The 15049-nt window shown below is 38.8% G+C and carries 22 protein-coding genes; 7 read left to right on the plus strand and 15 right to left on the minus strand.

Annotation, left to right across the window (positions count from 1 at the left end; all coding sequences use genetic code 11):
* Positions 1–287: 287 nt before the first annotated feature.
* From NOS7107_RS01135 to NOS7107_RS01145, 3 genes are all read left to right on the plus strand, one after another.
* On the plus strand, positions 288–1634 hold the full coding sequence (locus tag NOS7107_RS01135) for a trans-splicing intein-formed DNA polymerase III subunit alpha C-terminal partner DnaE-C (RefSeq protein WP_015111148.1): 1347 nt from the start codon (positions 288–290) through the stop codon (positions 1632–1634).
* 223 nt (positions 1635–1857) lie between these two features.
* Positions 1858–2397: a hypothetical protein gene (locus NOS7107_RS01140; RefSeq protein WP_015111149.1), complete on the plus strand. Its 540-nt coding sequence runs from the start codon at positions 1858–1860 to the stop codon at positions 2395–2397.
* A gap of 232 nt (positions 2398–2629) precedes the next feature.
* Positions 2630–3388 carry an ABC transporter ATP-binding protein gene (locus tag NOS7107_RS01145; protein ID WP_015111150.1) on the plus strand — a complete coding sequence of 253 codons (759 nt, stop codon included), beginning with the start codon at positions 2630–2632 and terminating at the stop codon, positions 3386–3388.
* A 69-nt stretch (positions 3389–3457) separates the two neighbouring features.
* On the opposite strand, the gene NOS7107_RS01150 is transcribed toward NOS7107_RS01145, so the two are convergent.
* Positions 3458–3988 (minus strand): orange carotenoid protein N-terminal domain-containing protein, encoded by a 531-nt coding sequence (locus NOS7107_RS01150; RefSeq protein ID WP_015111151.1) that lies wholly within the window; start codon positions 3986–3988, stop codon positions 3458–3460.
* A gap of 216 nt (positions 3989–4204) precedes the next feature.
* Here NOS7107_RS01150 and NOS7107_RS01155 point away from each other — a divergent pair, with 216 nt between their 5' ends.
* Positions 4205–4579, plus strand: a complete 375-nt coding sequence (locus NOS7107_RS01155) for a hypothetical protein (RefSeq protein WP_015111152.1) — start codon at positions 4205–4207, stop codon at positions 4577–4579.
* Between the two features lie 91 nt (positions 4580–4670).
* On the opposite strand, the gene NOS7107_RS01160 is transcribed toward NOS7107_RS01155, so the two are convergent.
* Both NOS7107_RS01160 and queG read right to left on the minus strand, forming a co-directional pair.
* Positions 4671–5306: an HAD-IA family hydrolase gene (locus NOS7107_RS01160; RefSeq protein WP_015111153.1), complete on the minus strand. Its 636-nt coding sequence runs from the start codon at positions 5304–5306 to the stop codon at positions 4671–4673.
* On the minus strand, positions 5281–6255 hold the full coding sequence (queG, locus tag NOS7107_RS01165; protein WP_015111154.1) for a tRNA epoxyqueuosine(34) reductase QueG: 975 nt from the start codon (positions 6253–6255) through the stop codon (positions 5281–5283). Before queG ends, NOS7107_RS01160 begins: the two co-directional genes overlap by 26 nt.
* A 355-nt stretch (positions 6256–6610) precedes the next feature.
* Between queG and NOS7107_RS01170 the strand changes: the two genes are divergently transcribed.
* The gene (locus NOS7107_RS01170) at positions 6611–7024 is read left to right on the plus strand and encodes a nuclear transport factor 2 family protein (protein WP_015111155.1); all 414 of its coding nucleotides are present in this window, start codon (positions 6611–6613) and stop codon (positions 7022–7024) included.
* Between the two features lie 70 nt (positions 7025–7094).
* On the opposite strand, the gene NOS7107_RS01175 is transcribed toward NOS7107_RS01170, so the two are convergent.
* From NOS7107_RS01175 to NOS7107_RS01220, 11 genes are all read right to left on the minus strand, one after another.
* The gene (locus NOS7107_RS01175) at positions 7095–7358 is read right to left on the minus strand and encodes a type II toxin-antitoxin system RelE/ParE family toxin (protein ID WP_015111156.1); all 264 of its coding nucleotides are present in this window, start codon (positions 7356–7358) and stop codon (positions 7095–7097) included.
* Positions 7351–7629, minus strand: a complete 279-nt coding sequence (locus tag NOS7107_RS01180) for a hypothetical protein (protein ID WP_015111157.1) — start codon at positions 7627–7629, stop codon at positions 7351–7353. The genes NOS7107_RS01175 and NOS7107_RS01180 overlap by 8 nt, the downstream gene beginning before the upstream one ends.
* Before the next feature lie 122 nt (positions 7630–7751).
* Complete coding sequence (locus NOS7107_RS01185) at positions 7752–8075, minus strand: DUF433 domain-containing protein (RefSeq protein WP_015111158.1); 324 nt, start codon at positions 8073–8075, stop codon at positions 7752–7754.
* A gap of 151 nt (positions 8076–8226) precedes the next feature.
* Positions 8227–8487, minus strand: coding sequence for a hypothetical protein (locus tag NOS7107_RS01190; RefSeq protein WP_015111159.1), 261 nt, complete (start codon positions 8485–8487; stop codon positions 8227–8229).
* Positions 8487–8687, minus strand: coding sequence for a hypothetical protein (locus NOS7107_RS01195; protein WP_015111160.1), 201 nt, complete (start codon positions 8685–8687; stop codon positions 8487–8489). The genes NOS7107_RS01190 and NOS7107_RS01195 overlap by 1 nt, the downstream gene beginning before the upstream one ends.
* A gap of 298 nt (positions 8688–8985) precedes the next feature.
* Entirely contained in the window at positions 8986–9429 is a 444-nt protein-coding gene (locus NOS7107_RS01200) for a hypothetical protein (protein ID WP_015111161.1), read from the minus strand.
* Positions 9430–9684: 255 nt separating this feature from the next.
* Entirely contained in the window at positions 9685–9933 is a 249-nt protein-coding gene (locus tag NOS7107_RS01205; protein WP_015111162.1) for a hypothetical protein, read from the minus strand.
* Between the two features lie 55 nt (positions 9934–9988).
* A complete protein-coding gene (locus tag NOS7107_RS01210) occupies positions 9989–12049 on the minus strand; it encodes a ribonuclease catalytic domain-containing protein (protein WP_015111163.1) in 2061 nt (686 codons plus the stop codon).
* Positions 12050–12289: 240 nt separating this feature from the next.
* Positions 12290–12505: a 30S ribosomal protein S18 gene (rpsR, locus tag NOS7107_RS01215; protein ID WP_015111164.1), complete on the minus strand. Its 216-nt coding sequence runs from the start codon at positions 12503–12505 to the stop codon at positions 12290–12292.
* 2 nt (positions 12506–12507) lie between these two features.
* Positions 12508–12702 carry a 50S ribosomal protein L33 gene (gene rpmG / locus NOS7107_RS27490; RefSeq protein ID WP_015111165.1) on the minus strand — a complete coding sequence of 65 codons (195 nt, stop codon included), beginning with the start codon at positions 12700–12702 and terminating at the stop codon, positions 12508–12510.
* Positions 12703–12746: 44 nt separating this feature from the next.
* Positions 12747–13304: an RDD family protein gene (locus NOS7107_RS01220; protein ID WP_015111166.1), complete on the minus strand. Its 558-nt coding sequence runs from the start codon at positions 13302–13304 to the stop codon at positions 12747–12749.
* Positions 13305–13546: 242 nt separating this feature from the next.
* Here NOS7107_RS01220 and NOS7107_RS01225 point away from each other — a divergent pair, with 242 nt between their 5' ends.
* Positions 13547–13807 (plus strand): DUF4160 domain-containing protein, encoded by a 261-nt coding sequence (locus NOS7107_RS01225; protein ID WP_015111167.1) that lies wholly within the window; start codon positions 13547–13549, stop codon positions 13805–13807.
* Between the two features lie 3 nt (positions 13808–13810).
* Positions 13811–14098 (plus strand): DUF2442 domain-containing protein, encoded by a 288-nt coding sequence (locus tag NOS7107_RS01230; RefSeq protein WP_015111168.1) that lies wholly within the window; start codon positions 13811–13813, stop codon positions 14096–14098.
* A gap of 164 nt (positions 14099–14262) precedes the next feature.
* On the opposite strand, the gene NOS7107_RS01235 is transcribed toward NOS7107_RS01230, so the two are convergent.
* Positions 14263–14940 carry a DUF4230 domain-containing protein gene (locus tag NOS7107_RS01235; protein ID WP_015111169.1) on the minus strand — a complete coding sequence of 226 codons (678 nt, stop codon included), beginning with the start codon at positions 14938–14940 and terminating at the stop codon, positions 14263–14265.
* Positions 14941–15049 lie beyond the last annotated feature (109 nt).

The raw sequence follows: 15049 nt of genomic DNA on the forward strand, positions 1-15049 counted from the left end.
CAGTGTGAGTTTTGTTAGTGTAGCCTCAGACTTCAGTTTGACGGGCTATTTATTTCATACTTCAGACTTGATACTTCATACTTTCCCAAAACAGCAAATACATACTTGATAACCGCATGTTTGCAAATTATAAAATTTGGACTATTAACTTAGCTATAAATTTCAGTTATTGTCGTGTAAGAGGATAGTAATGCAACTTAGGCGAGTAAACTTTTAAGTCTAGCTATTGATTGCTAATTGAAGTAATATTATGCAATTTTATTAATTTTGTTGTAGGAGAAAGGAAGATGGTCAAAATAATTACTCGTAAATATATTGGTCAAGCAAATGTCTATGATATTGGAGTAGCGCAAGACCATAACTTTGTCATTGAAAATCGTTTAATAGCATCTAATTGCTTTAATAAATCGCACTCGACGGCTTATGGATATGTGACGTATCAAACTGCATATTTAAAAGCGAATTATCCATTAGAGTATATGGCCGCCCTGTTAACTGCTAACAGTGGGGATACAGACAAGGTACAGAAATATATTTCTACTTGTTTGAGTATGAATATTCAAATAGAGCCGCCGGATATTAATCGCTCTGGTGTAGATTTTACACCCGTAGGGGGCAAGATTTTATTTGGATTTTCCGCGGTACGCAATGTGGGACAAAACGCGATCGCCTGTATTTTAGAAGCCCGTGAGCAGCAAGGCGAATTTAAATCACTGTCTGATTTTTGCGATCGCGTTGATTTACGTGCAGTTAACCGTCGGACTTTAGAATCGCTGATTTATTGTGGAGCTTTTGACAAAATAGACCTCAATCGCCACCAATTAATTAAAGACCTAGAGCTTGTTTATGATTGGGCGCAATCCCGTGCTAAAGATAAAGCTAGTGGTCAAGGTAATTTATTTGATTTATTAGGCGGGTTTGCTCCTACTACCAAAACAGCTAATAACGTCTTTGATTCTGTACCTAAAGCCCAATCTGTACCCGATTTTCCGCCACAGAAAAAGTTGCAGATGGAAAAAGAAATACTAGGGTTTTATGTCTCAGATCATCCACTAAAATCTATTAAAAATTCATCTTCTATTTTAGCGCCAATTAACTTATCACAACTGAATGAGCAGAAAGAAGACACATTACTTTGTGCAGTTGTGATGTTAAATAACGTCAAAAAAGTCATGACCAAAAAAGGCGATCAGATGGCAATTTTGCAGATAGAAGATTTAACTGCACAATTAGAAGCAGTCGTCTTTCCTAAAACTTATGAACGAGTCAGTAATTCCCTAGAAGTTGATGCCAGATTAATTATTTGGGGTAAAGTCGATAGAAGAGATGAACAAGTGCAATTAATTGTGGAAGATGCTGAACCAGTCGAAACAGTAAAACTGGTCATGGTAGAGTTGACTCCTCAGCAAGCAATCACAATTGAAGAACGCCATAAATTAAGAAATATTCTGAAAGAACTGTCAGGGGATAAAGAAAATGCCAAAGTCCCTGTAATTGGAATTGTCCAGACTGGAAACTCTCGTCAACTTGTCCGGTTTGGACGACAATTTTGGGTGCAAGATTCACGCTCAACAGTTTTAGCACTACAAAATGCTAGATTCCTGGCTCATGTAAAACAATTGACTAGTAGTTGATCAGATATTACTAAATAAATCGGGTAATAAAAATTATCTGAATTTAAACCACATAAACTTCCTAATATCTAAAATACTGCTTCGTCAACAGTATATTGCCTTAGTAATACTGTAGTTAACTTGTTTTTTTAGTGACTTATGCGGATGATGTTTTCTTGGAGATAATGGTATTTTTTTATGCCATAAGGAGTTAGATATTGCTAAGTGAAGGAGCTAAAGCTGGATGATTGCAAATGACTTACATAGATTTGTTTCTTATTGTAAAAAAATTCAACCACAAACCCACGAAGACATCAAACAGTTTTTTGAAGGGGTAATAGTTTTTCCTTACGATAAGGAACTACTTTTACAAGCTTATTTATTTTTAAATATCAAAAGTTTGTTTCCTGAATGTTGTGAATTACTGTTATTTGAAAAGTCGCCAATTGCCGATTACACTGATTTAGGAAAATGTGATTTTGTCTATCTAACATTACAAGGAAATCTGTTGCTCATCGAAACTAAATTTATTGATACAGAAGCAACTGGTGCCACTGAAAGAAAAAGACGCAATAAGCACCGTAACAAAGTATTTGAACAAGTCATTACTTTGAAAAATCGATTTAGTGAATATTGGGATATTAAGCTGAATCAATTAGAATGTGGCGTTTTCACTACAGATGCAGATGTTGAATGGCGAGGTAATGGGATGAATGTAATTACTAAATCAATAGCGATTGATCAACTAGAAAAGTGGCGTAGAACTTACAAAAGAAGTATTTAACTATTGTTTTAATCCTATTAATTTAACACTTAATTTGTATTAAACTATATTTTGATTTTATGTTAAAAGTAAATTCCTAGAGACGCGAAACTTCGCGTCTCTAATGTTTTGATTAATCTTTTATACATATACGCAGGGAGAGAATAAATACACAGGCGTGTTTAAGCACTGTTAACTAAACACAAAGACTATCCTAGAAGTAGCAGATAAAAAAAGTGATAACTAAATATTTATGACAACTATCTCAATTACCGATTCTCTAGTTCCTAGCCCTGTACCAAAATCAGCAATCATTCGTTTAGAAAAAATCTTTAAAGTCTACGGTAGTGGCGAAACTGAAGTCAAAGCCCTGAATAATGTCAACTTAACTATCAACGAAGGCGAGTATTGTTCAATTATGGGGCCTTCTGGTTCAGGTAAATCTACAGCTATGAATATTATCGGCTGTTTAGATCGTCCCACAGATGGACATTATTATTTAGATAACGTCGATGTTGCCCAAATGGATGATAAAGCTTTGGCGCATATCCGCAATAAAAAGCTGGGGTTTGTCTTTCAACAATTTCATCTTTTACCCCAACTCACCGCCTTAGAAAACGTCATGTTACCAATGGCTTATGCTAATGTTAACCCGACAGAAAGATGCGATCGCGCCGTTGTCGCCCTCACACGGGTTGGCTTAGAAAAACGCCTCAACAATAAACCAAATCAACTCTCAGGCGGACAACAACAAAGAGTAGCGATCGCCCGTGCAATTGTCAACCGTCCCGTGGTTCTCCTTGCAGATGAACCCACAGGCGCACTTGACTCTCGCACCACTCAAGAAGTCTTAGATATTTTCACTGAATTAAACACCAGTGGTATCACCGTTGTCATGGTTACTCACGAACCAGAAGTAGCTCGTCAAACCCAACGCATCGTTTGGTTCCGTGATGGTGAAGTCATACACTCTCATCTGACACCAAGCGATTTGACTCAATTGGCTGTTTGAGCAAAACATTATTTTTCTCCAGATCCCCGACTTCTCCAAGAAGTCGGGGATCTTGTTTCTCTCGAATGGTTAAAGACTTGAAGTTTTGCCAGTTTCCGCTTGTGTTTCAATTGGCTTCACGTCACTGTAACCCATTTCGCCAGCAATGGTTCTAAAAACTGACATTTGCGCTTCAAAATCTAATCCTTCAATTTGAGATAGCAAATCATTAATTACCTTACCTGGTTCATAATCATCGGGAAAATCAACTACAGAGTCACCCATAGCTACAGCCCAAACATACCAAACTAACAATTGGTTATTTTCTTTTAATGCACCATAGGCGCGAGAATATTCTGTGTCTTTGCGGTTAACTATGTCCCGCATAACATTTAGTTGTTCTTCCTCAGAAAGTTGCAAATAGTCATTTAATAAAAGTGGTGCTAGTTCAGGTTCTGCCGCCGCTGGAGCCGCCGGAGTAATGGAATCACCCATGTTTTCATAAACAAAATAAAACCATGCTAATTTAGCATCAGTATCTAACTTATTAAAGGCTTGCACAACATTTTGGGTTTCATTACTTAATGCTTGAGGAGCGCTTTTATCGTAACTTGCAGTCATAATTTATCACCCTTAGATTAACATATCAAACTAAGAGTTAACAAATTTTGATAATTATGATCTCCCTCCTAGAGAAAGACTTATTTTAATTTGTAATTAAAACTTATATCCGTCTTTTAATAGAGGTAACAATCTCTCCTTAGATGGCAGTAATTCAGCAATTTATCTTGCTACAATCGCCTCAACATTTAATAAAAATTACACAAGTCTTAAATTATGGCTGATACAATAAAACCAAATCCCAGTGAAGCTACTACCCACGATGCACAACTAGCCGCAGAAAACATGGCTAGTGGTGAAGAAAAACTACAAAAAGTAGATTTTGATGCAGATTACGCTGCCGCACAGCAGTTTAGCGTCAGTGAAATAGATCGTACTCCAGAAGGAGCCGCAGCGGCTGAAACAGCAACCGCGCCTAAATTTGAAGTTCCTAAAGCAGAAGATAAAACTACTGAAGCACAATCTACAGGTAATCCTGATGATTATTTAGAGTTAGCCAAAGAAGTTGGTGGTTCTCGTAACGAAGGTGTCTCAAATGTTAGCGATGATTTAGTCAAACAAGCTATCGAAAAGGGTCGACCTAAAAAATAGTCAATGGAAGTATGAAGTATGAATTTTTCTTATTCATGTTTCATACTTCATTATTTTTGGGTTGTAATAAACTTGCCATATTGACCTGTGATCAACAATTTTGTACAACATCTAGCAGTTCACTTGGATGGTGAATCAAGAAGTCAGGCTTTTGCTTTGCTAATACTTCTGGAGAATTAAATCCCCAAGTGACTGCAACTACTTTAATATTAGCCTTTCTGGAAGCTTCTATATCTCTAGTTTCATCACCAACATAAATAACTGCTTGAGTTGACAGTTGTTTTTGTTTTAGTACGTTATTGATAATTGTAGTTTTGCCAAAAATGGTTACTCCTGAATAAATAAAATCAAAGAGGTTATCTAAATCGTGATTTTTCAGAAAAGCTGTAACGTTTTCCTGAGAGTTAGATGTGATAATCCCTAATTTATAACCTTGATTTTTCAGTTCTGTGAGTGCTTCTTGAATACCTGGAATTGGCTGAAATTCGTGAATTTTATTTTTTAGTTCTGATTTAACTTTTTTGAGTAGAAAGGGAATTTTTAGTAGAGAAACACCTGAATATTTAATAATTTCTCTAGAAGTTAAATTCCTTAAGTAAGCGAGTTGTTCAAGAGTGATTTGTTTATAGCCAAACTCTGTAGCTAAACGATTGGCAATACCTATAAGAGCATCTACTGTATCTGCAATTGTGCCATCAAAATCAAAAACAATTACTTTCTGAGTCATTATTTTGCTGGGATGCGTCAAGATTAGCACGGGCATTCCGTCTTAACATTTCTGGCTTAATCCGCCGCAACGCTGATGCCGGAAATTGTTGATCCCACTCCTCATCTGAGATTTTCGCTAATTCTATCAGCTTGGGCGCAATATTCCCAGGATAAGGTTGAAAATCTGCCACGTCAGTTGTCTTGGCAAATCGTTGATTCCAAGGACAGACATCTTGGCAAATATCACAACCTGCAACCCAGCCTTGTAAGTGGGGTGCGATCGCTTCTGGTAATTTTTCCCCCCGATTTTCAATTGTATGATAGGCAATACAGCGATTAGCATCGACTATGAAGGGTTGGGTAATTGCACCAGTGGGACAAGCAGTTAAACAACGAGTACAGCTACCGCAATGTGGTGTATGGGGGCGATCGCATTCTAGCTCTAAATTTGTCACAACTTCGCCTAAAAATACCCAAGAGCCATACTCTCTAGTAATCACATTCCCATTTTTGGCAATCCAACCAATTCCCGCTTTTTGCGCCCAGATTTTATCTTGTAAGGGGCCAGTATCTGCATAGTATCTCGCTTTCACGCCTTCACCTAGTGATTCTAGCCAAGTCGTCAGCTGCTTAAGTTTTTTGTGTATTACCTTGTGGTAATCTCGCCCCCAACTATAGCGGGAGATTTTGGCGTATTCTTCCCCTTCTGGGCGCTGATGTGGGGTGTAGTAATTCAGCGCCACACACACAAGCGATCGCGCCTCTGGCATAACTAAACGAATATTTTGCCGCTTCGGGTTATCCATCCATTCCATATCAGCGTGATAACCCAGCGCTATCCATGCTTGCAGTCTCTGAACTTCTGTATGATCTACCTCATCTACAGCAGCAATTCCAACTTTGTGAAAGCCTAAATCTAAAGCTTGTTCTTTTACTGCCCTACTGCTGGTTACAGAACTCTGATTCATGTTTTCGAGCTAAATTCTGCCCACATTTTAGATCCTTGATTATACACTATACAGTCAAATCTGCCATAGAAAATTTACCTTCCAACCTATTTGTAAATTTTATTTGCAGTTTGTAAATAAATGATGCAACATTAGAGAGTAAGAGAGAAAGTCACAAAAAGTAATCTGAACCTCCAACTATTGCTAGATCCTCCCAACCTCAATGATTTACCAAAAACTGTTCCCGGATTTTTATCTGGGAACAAGTTATTTCTTAAGAAATAGCCTAAATTAATAACTTACCTCGACAGCTGCTTTTTTATCTTGACTTTTAGATTCAAAATAATTTCCAGTAAGTTTAATATCTGGTATTTTTATGAAAACTGCTGAATCTGTAGAGGCAATTAAAATTGCAGGAATTTCAGAGCCTTCTATCTTAAATTATTTTGCTACTTTAAATGCTGGTCAATTTCAACACACAGCTTCACTGTTTGCCGAGGATGGTGTGATGTATGCACCCTTTGAATCTGGTATTGTCGGCACAGATGCGATCGCAGCTTATTTACAACAAGAAGCCCAAGGTATTAAAGCCTATCCCCAACAAGGGATTACTGATAATTTAGAAAATAACCAAATTCAAGTTCAGGTTACAGGTAAAGCCCAAACCTCTTGGTGTGGTGTGAATGTAATCTGGCTATTTATTTTGAATCAACAACGACAAATTACTTATACCAAAATTAAACTATTAGCTTCTCCCCAAGAATTATTAGCTTTGCGGTCAGAAAAGTAGCTTCTGTCCGCTGCAAGGGGTTTGTTATGCGGCTTTTTTACTTCGCTCCAGACCTGTTGTCAGCTTGTCCCTATGGTTCATACGCTTCACTACGATGGGCGATCGCTATAACTAATACCTGAACCAGTTCATCGTCTACAGAATAGATTACCCTGTAGTCCCCAATACGGTAGCGATAGTAGCCTGCATAATCTCCTTTGAGCGCTTTGATGTTGGGGTGTGACTGGGGAGTTTGCTCTAACTGCTGCAAACATCGGGCAATTTTCTTCGCTAGAGCTTTGTCGGCATTAACGTAAACCTTTTGGGCATCGGGATGGAGAAGAACTTCATACATCGGAACGAAGGGTTCTCCAACTGGTGTACTCGGCTTTAGGGGTTGCTTGATTTTGCTTAACTCGCTCTAGTAATCCAGGAATTGCCAAAAGTTCTTGGGTCGCAGTTTCACTTTCAGCATTTGCCAAATAAGCTGCAAAATCAGCAAGCACCTGTAGTCGCTCAGGTGATAGTTGTTTGAGTAAGTCATTAAGCTGGTTCTGCAACTCTGTTACAGATACCAAATCTGCCGACGAACCATCATCTATTGGGGCATTATCTGTAGTGTTCATTGCCTACTGTGCAGTTGCTAGATTTGCATCCATTGTAAAGCAACTAATTGTGAGGAATGTTATTGCATAAAAATATCGCTGCATCAATGCAAAATCAAGCACTTCACGCTGTTCTATTTCTCTTATAGCTGCTGCCTTGCTACTTTAGCCGCTACGAGTTTGTTATGCAAATCAGGATCACTGGCTTGAAGAGGTTGAGGCATAGAATCAAATGCTGCTTCTTCTGCTGCTAAGTAAGCGTCGATTTCAGTACAATTTGCTAGATAAAACGCGATCGCTCCATAAACTTGTTCAAGTGTTAGCAACGGAAAAGACTGAACAATACTTTCAGGTGATAACCCTTGTCGGAAAGTATAAACAATTGAGTCAAGAGAAATCCGAGTTCCTTCTACCCAATAAGCATCATTGCGGTACTCTACGTAAGATTTAGGTGTTAAGACTAGCATAAATTTACTTTTTCGAGATAGCGATCGCCTGCTAATTTCATCGCAAAAATACCGCGTATTGATTTGATTGCTACGAACTTCATTTTGCTTACCTCAAGCTTGACACATAAGGTTTTTGGTCAATCCGCCGCACCAGAATTGTTATGTTAAGCTACAGTTTGCCAACTAACTTGTCGTACTCCGCGTGTGTCCCAATCCAAAACCAGGAAATACCGTTCTCGACTTCAACCCCCAAAGCTCGATAACTTAACCCCGCTCGAACTGACCAATACTTATTTCCTAGTTTCTTGAAATGCAATGATGGATGAGACGGATCAACCTTAAGTAACTCGTAGCACTCGTCTGCCGTTCGTTGCACACTTTCTGGTAAAACGTTGTAGCATTGCCAGAAACGTTGGGTTGTGTAGTGCATTAGATTTCTCGGCAGTGTCCCGCTTCAAACTCAGCAATTGCCTCCTGAGCAAACGCCTCTAATTTACCATCTTCAATATCTTGCTCTATCTGTGCATCCCAGCGTTCATAATCTAGGTTGAAAAACCATAACCTTAACCGCTCAAACTCATCCGATGGCAGTGAAAGAATTGCTGCTTCAATTTGCTCAAGGTTTGACATCACCAGTTGACCTCTCCGCCCTGGAGAAAATTATAGCTTTTTGATTTTGCTCAAACTCAATTTTGCTCGATTATGTATCAATTTTTAGATTTAAATTAAGATAAATGGTATTGTACACCTTCGCCACAGTCATCCGATTTTAGATTTTGGATTTCCGATTGGTTCTACGGATAAATCCGCTTTTTTGTACCATCAAGGAATGATTGGTCAAGATTTTGTTGGGTTTCGCTGTTGCTCCAACGCCACTTGCTACAACGCGGGGAACCCGCGCAACGCAGTGGCTCCCCAACCTACTTTTCTAAGATAAGAGTACGTATGTTGTAGAAAAAATAGCTGCAATAAATGCAACTATGAAACCTGCTCTAATAAAATATGGTTTAACATCATCTTCTTTCTCAATTGCTTCTCTCACGTTTAGCAACTTTCTATATAACAATGCAATTGGAGTACCTAACATCACTGTAAAAATAATACTAGCGTTTTGTACATTTGCATCTGCAATTCCAGTGTTGTGAATTCCTAATTCATTGAACATATTCAACGTTACTGAATCTGAAAGAAAAGCAACGCTAAGAGCAAAAAATAATGTAAATAAGGTTAGAGAATAAAGAGGAAAAGTGAAAATTCTTTTTCCGAATCCATCCTTATATCCAGGAAGTTTTAGCTTCTCTGCTTGAAAAAGATATGTTGCCAAAAATCCCAACCAGATACTAATAATCAGTAAAGTCTTAAGTTTAGTCACACTATACCTCCTGATCTTATGGTCGATCAAAGCAAGCAGAAGCCTTCGATCTAATACCAATTCTGCATGAAGATGCACAGAACATTAAACGAACCGCCAAGTACGCCAAGAGCGCTAAGAATGAGTGGTTAATTTTTTCTGGCTGTACCTCACCAGTATGAGAATCGCCATATATGGAAAACTTCTTTTTTACATCCTTAATTGGCATATTATACCGAATTTTTTCGTATATTTCTTAGTGTTGGGTTACTGGTGCTAACTCAGACCAAGTTGGCGTTTGACTTTATCAAGTGGAATAGTCTGCGTTTGTCTGGCTCGTTGATATAGCAACGCCATTAATTTCTGATTTCGACGTGTTTGCGCGATTTCAATATCGAAATCATCAATTGCACTTAACATAAAATGCCGCCCGTCAGCCAACTGTATAATTACATCTTCATCATTGGCTTGCTCAAATACTGAGTGGATCTCAGTAAGATTTTCTGCGAGTGTAATGGTTTTCATAAATCGTACTCCTCGCCGTGAATAAAGAGCTTATTTCCTTCTTTGTAAATGGGAATTAATTTGCGGCAGATTGAGCTTCTTGATACATGATTTCTTGGAATTGGATCATGTCTTTTTGCGGATCGGCGATGCTCACTTTTACTAATAACTGTTCGCCTAATTTCGCAGAACGTTTAAAAATCATTGGTAACTGCAAGCCCAAATCTTCTAATAGAATCAGTGCTAAGTTACTGTCCTCTCGCAGCCACATTAAAACTGTGACTGACCAAACTTGTTCTGGATGACGGCGGAGATATTCTAATGCCCAATATCTATTAGTTTGGCGTTCCACCATCGTTACTTCTTGGGTAATGGTAGAGACAGTCATCATTACTTCTTTGAGTTGGTCAGCGGAAAATGGCAGCACTTCTCCCCGCAAGTGGGCTTTGAGTTGAAAATGGGTGAGCAAATCACTGTAGCGGCGGATGGGAGAAGTTGCTTGAGTATAGGTATCTAAACCCAAACCTGCGTGGCGTAACGGGGTAATACTCATTTCACTTTTGGGCATACACCGCCGCATCGCACAAGCACGGACAAACCCTGCTGGTAGCTGAATTAATTCTTCTTCTGGCGGTAATTCTGGCTGTGGCTGACCGCGGAAGGGTAAGGGTATGTTATGAGTTTTACCGTAACGGGCAGCTACTTCACCAGCAAGAATCATCATTTCTGCCACCAGTTGCCGCGATGAGGAATCATCTAAAATATCAATGCTGATCTCATCGCCTTTGACTTTAATCATCGCCTCTGGCATATTAATGCTGATGGCTCCTTGGTTGTAACGCCAAGATTTGCGTTTTTTTGCCCAATTAGCGATCGCTTCGATTTCTGGTTCTGCTTGTACGCCTATTTGCACCATCTCATCCACATCTTCGTAGGTGAGGCGATAAGTTGGTTTAATTAAGCTGGCATGAATGCTGTAATCTTCTACTGCTCCGGTGCTATCTAAAATAATCCCAAAACTCAGGGCGCAACAAATTCTCCCCTGTACCAGACTCATTGGCCCAGTCGCCAAGATTTCCGGGAACATGGGAACCATCCCTGTCGGTAAATAAACGGTACTTCCCCGCTTTCTGGCTTCTAAATCTAAGTCATCTTCTGGCTCTAACCAGCGTGTTGGGTCAGCAATATGTACCCACAATCTTTCCCTACCATCGTTTAGTGATTCCCAACTCAGACCATCATCTATCTCAGTCGTACTTTCATCATCAATTGTGTAAACTTTCAGATGGGTCAAATCTAGGCGATTTACATCTAAGTCTGTTGTTGGGGAATCCAAACGCTGTTGCGCCACTTCTAATACCTTGCTAGGAAACTGAACTGGAATTGACGAACGACGCAGGAACAAGTTCTCATATGGACTCCACCAGCCCAGGTCTATTAATAATTGAAAAGCTCCTTGGGGGGTTGCAGGCCGCCCCAGCATATTCATCGTTTCTAAGACTGGTGCTGGAGGAGGGTAAGCCCTGGCTAGGGCATCATATTTTACTCCCTCCCGCACAATATTTGCCATTAAAGCTGCGTATTTTTCTAACGCTTCTAGGCGATGGCGATCGTGTCTTTGCCATTCTACCGCCTCACCTTTGAGCGCCTCCTCTACCCGGACTAAAAATTCCTGCTGTCCCTTGGCTTTGAGGGTTTCTACTTCTATTTGGTGCTTACGTTCTGCTACCTGAGCCGTTGTGCGTGGTTCATAAGCATCAGCTTTTTGCTTGAAGTAGAGTTTGTCATCTGATAACAAGCAATGGGCTGCATAACAAGGGGCTGGCTCTGATGCCGAAAACAGCAGATTTGCCATTTGCGATGGTGTGACGGTTTCCCCATCTTCCACCAATAATTCCCATGCCACTTCTAAGCTAGATGGGTCTAAATATGGCTTGACTTCCTCCAGAAATTTAGCGATTTCCGAGGACTTGTACGTTTGTCCGTTAACTGTATAAGTAATTTGTCTCGGCGCGAGGCTGTGGGATTGACCACGTTCATCTACCACAAACCAACGGGTCTTACCATCTGGGCGATCTACTACACCCAGACGGCGATCGCCTTGAACCCTAAATTCAACTAGCGTCCCCTTCTCCACAACTCTCGCACTCTTATAATTTTAGATTTTAGATTTTAGGTTTTGGATTTAATAGATACTATTAAATCTGGAATCCTAGAAATTTTATGTAGGAATCAATTTTACACTGTATTATTCAGATTTGAGATTTTGGACTTAGAAAGACAAAGCTTTTCTTGTTAATCCAAAATCTAAAATCACGCCACTTGCTATAACGCGGGGAACCCGCGCAACGCAGTGGCTCCTAATTTTAAAATTGATTTAGCCTTCAGCGTTGATAAATGGCAACAATGCCACAATCCGCGATCGTTTAATTGCTAATGTTAACTCTCGCTGTTGCTGACAAGTCAGCCCAGTAATCCGCCGAGGTAATATTTTGCCCCGTTCGGTAATAAACTTCCGCAATAAATCAACATCTTTGTAATCGATTGGTTCTCCTGGCTTAATGGGAGACAAACGACGGCGATAGTAACTCATCTTTACTTGATTTCCTTGTGAACGGTATGTTTGTTGCAGTGGGTACAGAACTTGCTCAGTTCTAAACGGTTAGTCGTATTACGACGGTTCTTCATGGTGGTATACCGGGACACACCAGGAGAACGCTTGTCTGGATTACTACGACATTCGGTACATTCTAGTGTCACGATAATGCGAGCACCTTTACTCTTAGCCATAATCTTACAAACAGTAAAGCCTGAAGAGAAATTTACACAAATGACTATCTTCGCACATTTCGTTGCAAAGTATCAACTAAACGCTTAATTTTTAAATCAAGCGAGTACCCCCGCCGCGACGAAACTATGAACGTTCTAGCGTAACGGTCATGTAAAGCTTGCCGCAACTGGGTATCAGAGAAAGCTGCACCACAGTCTATTGCCAGAGGAAGCAATAGGAGTATAGCAGTGGGATTAGCTCGAATGTTGCCGAGGGCGATCGAGACCAACAAAGTACCAAAGCCAATTATAGCTTCTCGCTTCACCAGTGCCAGCAACTGGGGAATTCTCCCCACGACTTGGCCATTTTCCACTTCTAAGATTTTCAAGTCAAAAGCCCAGCGTCCTAAACTTTGCCCTCGATTGTTAAATACCACCACTACCCGCAAAATCAGCCAACAAAAGATAAAAACTAAAATTTGAACCAATTGAATACCGAAACTATTACTACCAAATAGCGAACTGATTAACCAAGCACCCAAGAAATCCAGCCCCAAAGCCATACCGCGCCGCCAAATCTCAGCTTTGGGATAGTGTTTTTGCGGAATCCTTTCGATAGTCATATAAAATAGATTTTTTATTTAGGGGTTAGGAAATAATCTATGCTTCTATTTTTAATATTAAGGTGATGTCTGGGGTGTTTGCTTTGCTGCAAAAGCCCAAAATCACGCCAACTAAATCAGGACTTATGCAGAGGCTACGGAAAATCTAACCACTCCAGACACAGAGGTCACAGAGAAATGAGAGTTTGAGAGTTTTTTGGGTAAATCCTGTAAACATAAAACTTCATCTTACTATTGTTCTAATGCCAGAAATTAGCCGTTTTCTAGGAATTATTATTACCATGTATTATAACGACCATCCACCGCCACATTTCCATGTTCGTTATAATCAACAAAAAGCGATTATTGATATTGAAACTTTATCTATATTAGAAGGTAAACTATCTTCCAGAGTATTAGCACTTGTACTGGAATGGGCGAATTTACATACAGCAGAATTGATGGATAACTGGGAAAAAGCTAGACTCAATAGTCCGCTAGAAAAAATTGAACCCTTGGAATAAGCCATGCTAAAAGATATTATTGCAGTCCAACCAAAAGAAGGTTATCAACTGTACATCAAATTTGAAGATAATAAACAAGGAATTATTGATATTAGTAAATTGATTTCTTTTACAGGGATTTTTGCACCACTAAAAGATATTAACTATTTCCATCAAGTGAAAATAAATTCTGAGTTGGGAACTATTTACTGGGAAAATGGGGCAGATTTTGATCCTGATGTACTTTATGCAGAAATTACGGGAGAAACAATCATTAATTATCAAATTTTCAAGACACCAAATGAAGATTGAACTATAGCAGCAGTGTATCGCTTTAAATACTAGCTTACACAAAAAATAGCTTACTAAGGTATTTATAATAAAACCCAACATATCCTTTGATAATGTTGGGTTTTATAGTTTATTTTATGAAATCCTTAATGTTTCTAATACTCCATTTATATGGAGGTAAATCTTTAGAAAATAGGACAATTACCAGATTTAGCTGATTGAGTATCTATGATAATTTTTTTATAGCCTGCTGCATAAAGTAATTTTTCTGCTTGTTCTTTTGCGTTTTTATTAGCAGTATCTATGATGCCATTTTCACAAGCTTCCACTCTAATGGTTTTAAGAGCATCTCTTTGTGCTTGGTCTTGCAGTTCAATTTTTGATTTAAAACTAACTCCATCACGATGATGATCTAAAAGACGTGAAGATTCAACATCTAGAGTAGTCTCCGTGATGTATGGTGGAGGTAAGATAATATGTACTAAATGATTACTTTCATCCAATTCTTTAACATCAAGTAGCTTCATATCCATTCCTACACGAATCGTACCTACTCCTTCATAAATAACTTTTGTCTGCCCTAAAGGAATAGAAAAAACTACATTTTTTTCTTGTTCAACTACAGTAGCTTTACTTTGCATTTTCACAACGTTAAAGTCACTTATTTCTTTTAATCCACCAAGAATAACTGTTTGTATTTTTGTCTCACTCTTAGTAGTAAACCAATGACCAGAAAAAATATAAAAGCTCAACAAAAGTATAGAGAAAAAAAATATTATTCCTGCGATTGCTGTTTTTTTGATGTCAACAAAAATACCTGTAGTATCTTGTATTGTCTGCATTAAGCCACTGAAAGAAGTCATCACTAATGCCTTTTAGATTATATTTAGAGAACAATAGTAATACTTATAACTTATAATACTAATATACAGCTTGCGTATTTACTCTTAAAATAATTGATATCAGTAATTG

It is taken from the genome of Nostoc sp. PCC 7107 (assembly GCF_000316625.1).
In the GTDB taxonomy this organism is placed as follows: Bacteria; Cyanobacteriota; Cyanobacteriia; order Cyanobacteriales; family Nostocaceae; genus Nostoc_B.